The sequence below is a fragment of the bacterium genome (assembly GCA_035371905.1).
Taxonomy (GTDB): Bacteria; Ratteibacteria; UBA8468; order B48-G9; family JAFGKM01; genus JAMWDI01.
Genome location: DAORXQ010000091.1, coordinates 1 through 6,498 on the forward strand (window position 1 = coordinate 1; position 6,498 = coordinate 6,498).

Here is a 6,498-nt window from a genome sequence, read left to right on the forward strand (position 1 = left end):
GTAAAACAATAGCAACTACTACACTCAAAAACCCAAGAAAAAAACTCAAAAACATCATCGCCTTTTCCATTTTCTTCCCCTTTTCTTTTATTATACTGTTCTTTTATCCTTTTTGGCAAGTTCATGAATTCCTGATTAAGTGAAAAAGCACAGCGCTTGTAATGAAATTTTTATCTGTTATACCTCCTTTTCATACTTCTATCCCACAAAGAGTTTTATCGATTTTAATAGTTAAGTTCGGTTATAAAACACAATACAGAAACTATCTTGAAAATCTTGAAAAACTTGTTCCTGAAATATTACCATCTTTACCACTTGACCCATTCACAGGAAAAGAATATGTTTATAAGAAAAAAGGAAATGGGTTTTTAATTTACAGTTTAGGAAAAAATCAAAAAAATGATAATGGAATATATAATTTAAAAAAGAGAGCCGATGATATTGGTTTTGAAATTCTGTTCTGAAATTTTTTATTTTAATTCTTTCTCACTGAAAACCTCTGCCTGAAAAATATAAAGTTCTGTCTTCGGGTCTTTCCATGCATCAGGTGGAAGTCCTGCTTTATGAGAGCATAGATAACTTAAAAATTCTTCTTTTGTCCAGCCTGTTTCTTCTGCAACCTGAGGCAAAAATACACCCTGATTAAATCCTCTTTTAACAATAACTCCATCCCTTCCAAGAACAATCTCACCTGCACTTTTTACTTTTTGAGGAACCGTAAGTACTGAAATTTCAATCTCTATATCCTTCAGTTCTTCATATTTTACAGGTTCAAATCTTGGGTCTTGAGTTGCTGAATGTATAGCCATAGTCCTTACCGCCTTATAAAGTGGTTCAACGCCTTCTATATATCCAATACAGCCCCTTAAATTTCCTCCTTTTTTCAGTGTCACAAATACACCTCTTTTTTCAACTAAAACAGGGTCATCCACTTTTAATTCAGGCAGTTTTTTCCCTGATAAATAATTTTCAAGTGTTTCTCTTGCTATTTTTAAAAGTAGTTTTTTCTGGTTTTCTGTAAGCATATTTCCTCCTTTTTTATCCTTTTTCAAAATTGCAATTGCTCCATATCCAACAACTCTGCTTTTATCACCACTTGTATCTCCTGAATTTGCATAATTTAATATCTTGACTTCATAATCAGGATATTTTTCAGCAATTTTAAATAAAGTTAAAACAGCGGCATCCGCACACATTTCAACTTTTCTTGTTGAAAGATATGAGTAAAGTAGATTTAAATTTTTTGTCTTTAGTGTCTCAAGTAATAATCCGTCTTTTTGCTTTGCTGTTTCATAGGGATAATAATGGGATAAATCTGTACTTGCAACTATAATCCAGTTTTTTTTATCTTTCAAAATTTCATATATATCATCTGCAATTTTCTTAATATTTTCTTTTGATGAATCTCCAAGTAAAATCGGAAAAATTTTAAAATTTTTCAGAACAACCTGTAAAAATGGAACTTCAACTTCAAGAGAATGTTCATAATCAAGTAATACTTTATTTACTGAAAAATTTTTCTTTTTATAAAGTTTATCAAAAATCTCTTTATCTATTTCAACTTTTCCCAAAGGCATTTCCCATCCTTCCCTGTCATCAATCACTCCCCCTTTAAAATGACTATTATGACTTCTTCCAATTAAAATAACAGTTTTTATATCCATGCCTTCAAGTAATTTAAATGAGTAAGCAGCAACAGGCCCTGAATAAATATAACCGGCATGTGGAGCAATAATACCAATAATTTCCCCTTTTTCAATTTTTTCTTTATAATTTACATTTTTTAAAAAGTTATCAATCATGTTTTTCAATTCTTCTTTGTTTGAAGGATAAAATGAGCCAGAAAAAGCAGGTTGTCTGTAGGCAGGAAGTAAAATAGAGGCAAAAAGTAAAAACAAAATCAGAAACTTTCTCATTTCCATACTCCTTCTATTTTTTCTCCACAGAATTTACATTTTCCATTTACAACATTATTTTCAAGAACAGAAAATCCATATCTTTTTATCAATAGTTTACCACATTTGGGACAGTATGTATTCTCATATTCAGAACCTTCAACATTTCCTATGTAGACATATTTCAATCCAGAATTTTTTGCAATTTTAACAGCCATCTGAAGTGTCTCAACAGGGGTTGAAGGAATATGAAGCATTAAATACATTGGATGAAATCTTGAAAAATGTAATGGTGTCTCCGGTCCAAGATTATCCTTTATCCATAAACACATATTTTTTATTTCTTCTGGTTTATCATTATATCCGGGAACAATTAAATTTGTTATTTCAATCCAGATTTTATTTTTCTTAAGAATTTTTAATGTATTTAAAACAACATCAAGTTCTCCCTCACAAACATTTCTGTAATAATCCTTATTAAAACCTTTAAGGTCAACATTAACAGCATCAAGATATTTACACAATTTTTCAAGTGGCTCTGGATTAATGAAACCGGCAGTATGTACAATATTTTTTATTCCTTTTTCTTTTGCTATTTTTGCTGTATCAAACATATATTCATAAAAATTTACCGGTTCAGAATAAGTATAGGCAATTGAGGGACATTTATATTTTATTGCATATTCAACAACTTTTTCAGGTGGTAAATAAATATTTCTTGTTTCTTCAGGTGAATACTGTGATATTTCCCAGTTCTGACAGAATTTACATCTTAAAGAACAGCCAGCAGATGCAATTGAAAATGTAGAAGTAGAAGGTAAAAAATGAAAAAAGGGTTTCTTTTCAATAGGGTCAACTGCAACAGAACATGGATTTGAATAGCCCATTGAGTACAAAGTCCCATTTATATTCTTTCTTGCTCTACAAAAACCATATTTACTAGGTGAAATAATGCATATCTTAGGACATAGAAAACACTGAACAAGTTTATTATCAAGTTTTTTATAAAAAGATGCCTCTTTTAAATTCTGTGCAAAAAGTGTAGAAGACAGAAATAAAAGTATTATAAATTTTTTAATCTTTCCCTTATATATCTGCAATGGTCTCCCTCCCAATAAATTTTATTACATTTTACGCATATTGCAAACTCCTCTTTATTATTATACACAAATTCAGGGACCAAATTCTTAACTTTTTCTTTTTCTATTTTTTCAAGTTTTGTATTACATAAAGAGCATATTTTAAATAGATTTTCTTCTTTTATTTCAAGTTTAAATTTTTTAACAACCTCTTCAAACTGCTTTTCTGTATTTTCTCCTTCTATATAAAAAACAATTTCTGGATAGGCATTTACAAGTTTTTTATCTTTTGTCAGTACAATTCTATTTTCTTTTTCAGCAGTTCTTATAATTTCAATTTTTCTTGGAGTGTTGAAGTATAATGTGTCATAACCAATCAATCTCAACCACCTTGCAAGACCACCACACATCCCGTCTGTTATGAATTTAATCATATTTGTGGCGGGATGGGGATTTGAACCCCAGACATACCGGGTATGAGCCGGCTGCTCTGCCACTGAGCTACCCCGCCAATTTATTTATTTTACCTCTTTTCTTCCTTTTTAATCAAATATTCCTTTAACTTCAAAAATGCTTTTGTTCTATGACTTATCTTATTTTTTTCTTCCAAACTCAATTCTGCAAATGTTTTTCCTGTTTCAGGAATTTCAAACACAGGGTCATATCCAAAACCATTTGAACCTCTTGGAGTAAAAGTTATATATCCTTCTATTTCTCCTTTAAAAAATTTTTTTTCTCCTTTACCAACAAGGCATGCGACCGTTATAAATTTTGCTTTTCTATCTTCTTTATTTTTTAATTCTTCCATCATTTTAAGGAGTTTTTCTATATTTTTTTTATCATCTCTTTCACCTGAAAATCTTGCTGAATTAACTCCTGGAAGACCATTTAATTTTTCAACAAAAAGTCCAGAATCCTCTCCAACAACATACTCATCCTTTATAACTTTACTCAAATATTCTGCTTTTAAATAAGCATTTTCTTCAAGCGTATTTCCTGTTTCTTCAGGAAATCCCAAAAAATCAGGTGGCAAAAGGACTTCTATTTCGTTTTCAACTATATTTTTTATTTCTCTTACTTTATTTTTATTTTTAGTGGCCAAGTAAAAATATAATTTCATTTTTAAGCACTTCTTTTTCTATTTCAATTATCTTACTTATGCCCTTTTCTGCAAGCGTTAAAAGATGGTCAAGTTGTTTTTTTGTAAATGGATAACCTTCCGCAGTTCCCTGTATTTCAATAAACTCACCACTTCCTGTCATAACTACATTTAAATCAACAGAAGCAAGAGAATCTTCTGAATAATCAAGGTCAAGCAAAATATTATTATGAACAATCCCGACACTCACAGCACCAATATAATCCTTTAAAACAGGTACACTTATTAAACCAGAATTTTTTAATTTATTCAAGCAATCCACAAGTGCTATAAATCCACCAATAACTCCAGCCACTCTTGTTCCTCCATCTGCCTGAATCACATCACAATCAACCCAGAAAGTTCTTTCTCCAATTCTCTTTAAATCAACCACTCCCCTTAAAGACCTTCCTATCATCCTCTGAATTTCATGAGTCCTTCCTGAAGATAAAGTACTTCTAGGTATTCTTTCCTGAGTGGAAGAGGGCAAAAGTGAATATTCAGCAGTAATCCATCCATTTCCTGTATCCTTCAACCATTGAGGAACTTTATCTTCATAACTAACAGCACATATAACCTTTGTATCTCCCATTTCTATTAAACACGAACCAGCAGCATATTTTAAAAAACCCTTTGTAATTTTAATTTCTCTTAATTCATCATACGGTCTATTTCCTTTTCTTCTTATTTCCATTTTTCAAACCTCCTTTGCCAGTTATTTTCAAAAAATATAGATGGAACAACAAAAACATAAAATGCCTTATTTTCTATGTCTTTTACAAATCTGAAATCTATCACAAAACAGTGTATCTTTTTCCATAATTCATATGTTTGACTTATTAAATCTTTTGAATCAAAATCATAAAAAACCCCAATTCTAAAATTCCAGTCATTTTTTAAAGATTGCTGATACCATGTTTCAAGCCCAAAAATATCTGATTCGTCATCAACTCTGGTTCCTATTGAAAATTTATATTTTTCTGCTTCATAAGAAACTGTATTTACTCCGAAATTATAATAACTGCTATTTTCTCTTAAAATCCATTCATTATCTCCTTCTATCTTAAAACTTTTAAAAGCAAGTTCATATTTTAAAGAAATATCTTCAAACTTATTCTTATCAAAATTATAATCATTTTCTACCCTGAAATTTCCGGTAAGTCCTTTATACAGATTTATGTTCCATAGTAAAGAAGAAGAAAGAAATATACCACTGTTTTTTTCTTCAAACTCATCAAATTTAATTAACTGTTCTGGATTATATCTTGTTTCCCTTTTAAAAAAAGAAATTGATGGAACAAAAACCACATCTGAAAACTTACTGTAAAAATTTGTTGAAAAATTTATCCCACCTTCTCCAATATAATTAAACTTGTAAAGGTCCATATCAGGATAATTCAAGGAAGAAAAGGAAATATATGGTTTTACTGTAAAATAAGGTAAGTCCTTTTTATACATTAAATCAATTTTGTTAAGGATTCTCAAACAGTTTTCACCTTCTTTATGGAAATTCGTAAATCTGAAATCATAGGTTAAAAATAAAGGTATATCTGAAAAATTAAAATATGGAAGAAAATATCTAATTTCCGGTATTTTTTCAACTTTCAAAACATCTTCCTGTGCATTTTCTCTTATTGTAAAACCTAAAATTCCTTTTCCCAGATAGTCAGTAATTGAAAAATAGTTGAACATTTTTGATTTTCTTAAATATTCATCTCTAAAAAAGTCAATAAAAAATTCATTGTTATCCATCCATCTCCAGTCAACTAAAAAATCTAAATTTTTAAAATTTCTCTGAATTTCAAGATATCCACCGGGTAAAATCTCTCCATCATATTTTTTAAGAAAAAATGAGTTAAAATTTATATTTTTCTCTTCGGAAGAAAAACCAAGACCCACTCCAATCCTCTTTTCTCCAATCAATATTTTTTCATTCATTAAATAATCCTTCTTTTCACTAAATCTATTTGTAAAATTGAAAGTTAAAGAAGCACCTGTTCTTGTCTTATATTCAAAAGAAGGAAGAAAAAATGTTTTTTTTGCTTTCAAATCAAGTGAAAATACTGGAAGATAAAAGAAATTGAAATTCTTTCCAAAAACAATTTTTACTTTTTCTAATCTCAAATAATCTTTTTGTTTCCAGTACTCAATTTTTCCTGCCTGTAATCTGTAATGAGGTTTTTCTTCAAGGTCACATGTTGTAATATATCCATTTTCAAATTTAAAAAATTCCCCTTTTCTTTCTGATATCTCACTTTTTCCATAAAACGACGCAAAATTAAACTTTGCATTATATATAATCCCTTTTTCTTCTTCCAAATTATATTTAACTTTTTCAGCATAAAATCTACCAGAAGAAGAAAAAATTTCAACACCTTCTTCACAT

The 6,498-nt window shown here is 29.5% G+C and carries 7 protein-coding genes and 1 tRNA gene; 1 reads left to right on the forward strand and 7 read right to left on the reverse strand.

The annotated features are described in order from the left end of the window. Positions 1–161 precede the first annotated feature (161 nt). Positions 162–464 carry a hypothetical protein gene (locus tag PKV21_08370; protein ID HOM27503.1) on the forward strand — a complete coding sequence of 101 codons (303 nt, stop codon included), beginning with the start codon at positions 162–164 and terminating at the stop codon, positions 462–464. Positions 465–470: 6 nt separating this feature from the next. Here PKV21_08370 and amrB read toward each other — a convergent pair whose 3' ends face one another. The 7 genes from amrB to PKV21_08405 form a co-directional block, all read right to left on the reverse strand. Then, a complete protein-coding gene (amrB, locus tag PKV21_08375; protein HOM27504.1) occupies positions 471–1,922 on the reverse strand; it encodes an AmmeMemoRadiSam system protein B in 1,452 nt (483 codons plus the stop codon). Next, the gene (amrS, locus tag PKV21_08380) at positions 1,913–2,995 is read right to left on the reverse strand and encodes an AmmeMemoRadiSam system radical SAM enzyme (GenBank protein HOM27505.1); all 1,083 of its coding nucleotides are present in this window, start codon (positions 2,993–2,995) and stop codon (positions 1,913–1,915) included. The genes amrB and amrS overlap by 10 nt, the downstream gene beginning before the upstream one ends. Further along, positions 2,959–3,408: a Mut7-C RNAse domain-containing protein gene (locus tag PKV21_08385; GenBank protein HOM27506.1), complete on the reverse strand. Its 450-nt coding sequence runs from the start codon at positions 3,406–3,408 to the stop codon at positions 2,959–2,961. The genes amrS and PKV21_08385 overlap by 37 nt, the downstream gene beginning before the upstream one ends. A 5-nt stretch (positions 3,409–3,413) precedes the next feature. Then, a tRNA-Met gene (locus PKV21_08390) sits at positions 3,414–3,485 on the reverse strand. 12 nt (positions 3,486–3,497) lie between these two features. Next, positions 3,498–4,094 carry an RdgB/HAM1 family non-canonical purine NTP pyrophosphatase gene (rdgB, locus tag PKV21_08395; GenBank protein ID HOM27507.1) on the reverse strand — a complete coding sequence of 199 codons (597 nt, stop codon included), beginning with the start codon at positions 4,092–4,094 and terminating at the stop codon, positions 3,498–3,500. Then, the gene (gene rph, locus PKV21_08400; GenBank protein HOM27508.1) at positions 4,066–4,806 is read right to left on the reverse strand and encodes a ribonuclease PH; all 741 of its coding nucleotides are present in this window, start codon (positions 4,804–4,806) and stop codon (positions 4,066–4,068) included. Before rph ends, rdgB begins: the two co-directional genes overlap by 29 nt. Further along, positions 4,797–6,498: hypothetical protein (locus PKV21_08405; protein ID HOM27509.1), on the reverse strand; the 1,702-nt coding region annotated here is incomplete at its 5' end. The genes rph and PKV21_08405, both read right to left, overlap by 10 nt.

Excerpts from the sequence above, each read along its gene's own strand:
- PKV21_08370 (HOM27503.1), top strand. The coding sequence starts at position 162 with ATGAAATTTTTATCTGTTATACCTCCTTTTCATACTTCTATCCCACAA.
- amrB (HOM27504.1), bottom strand. The coding sequence starts at position 1,922 with ATGGAAATGAGAAAGTTTCTGATTTTGTTTTTACTTTTTGCCTCTATT.
- PKV21_08385 (HOM27506.1), bottom strand. The coding sequence starts at position 3,408 with ATGATTAAATTCATAACAGACGGGATGTGTGGTGGTCTTGCAAGGTGG.
- rdgB (HOM27507.1), bottom strand. The coding sequence starts at position 4,094 with ATGAAATTATATTTTTACTTGGCCACTAAAAATAAAAATAAAGTAAGA.
- rph (HOM27508.1), bottom strand. The coding sequence starts at position 4,806 with ATGGAAATAAGAAGAAAAGGAAATAGACCGTATGATGAATTAAGAGAA.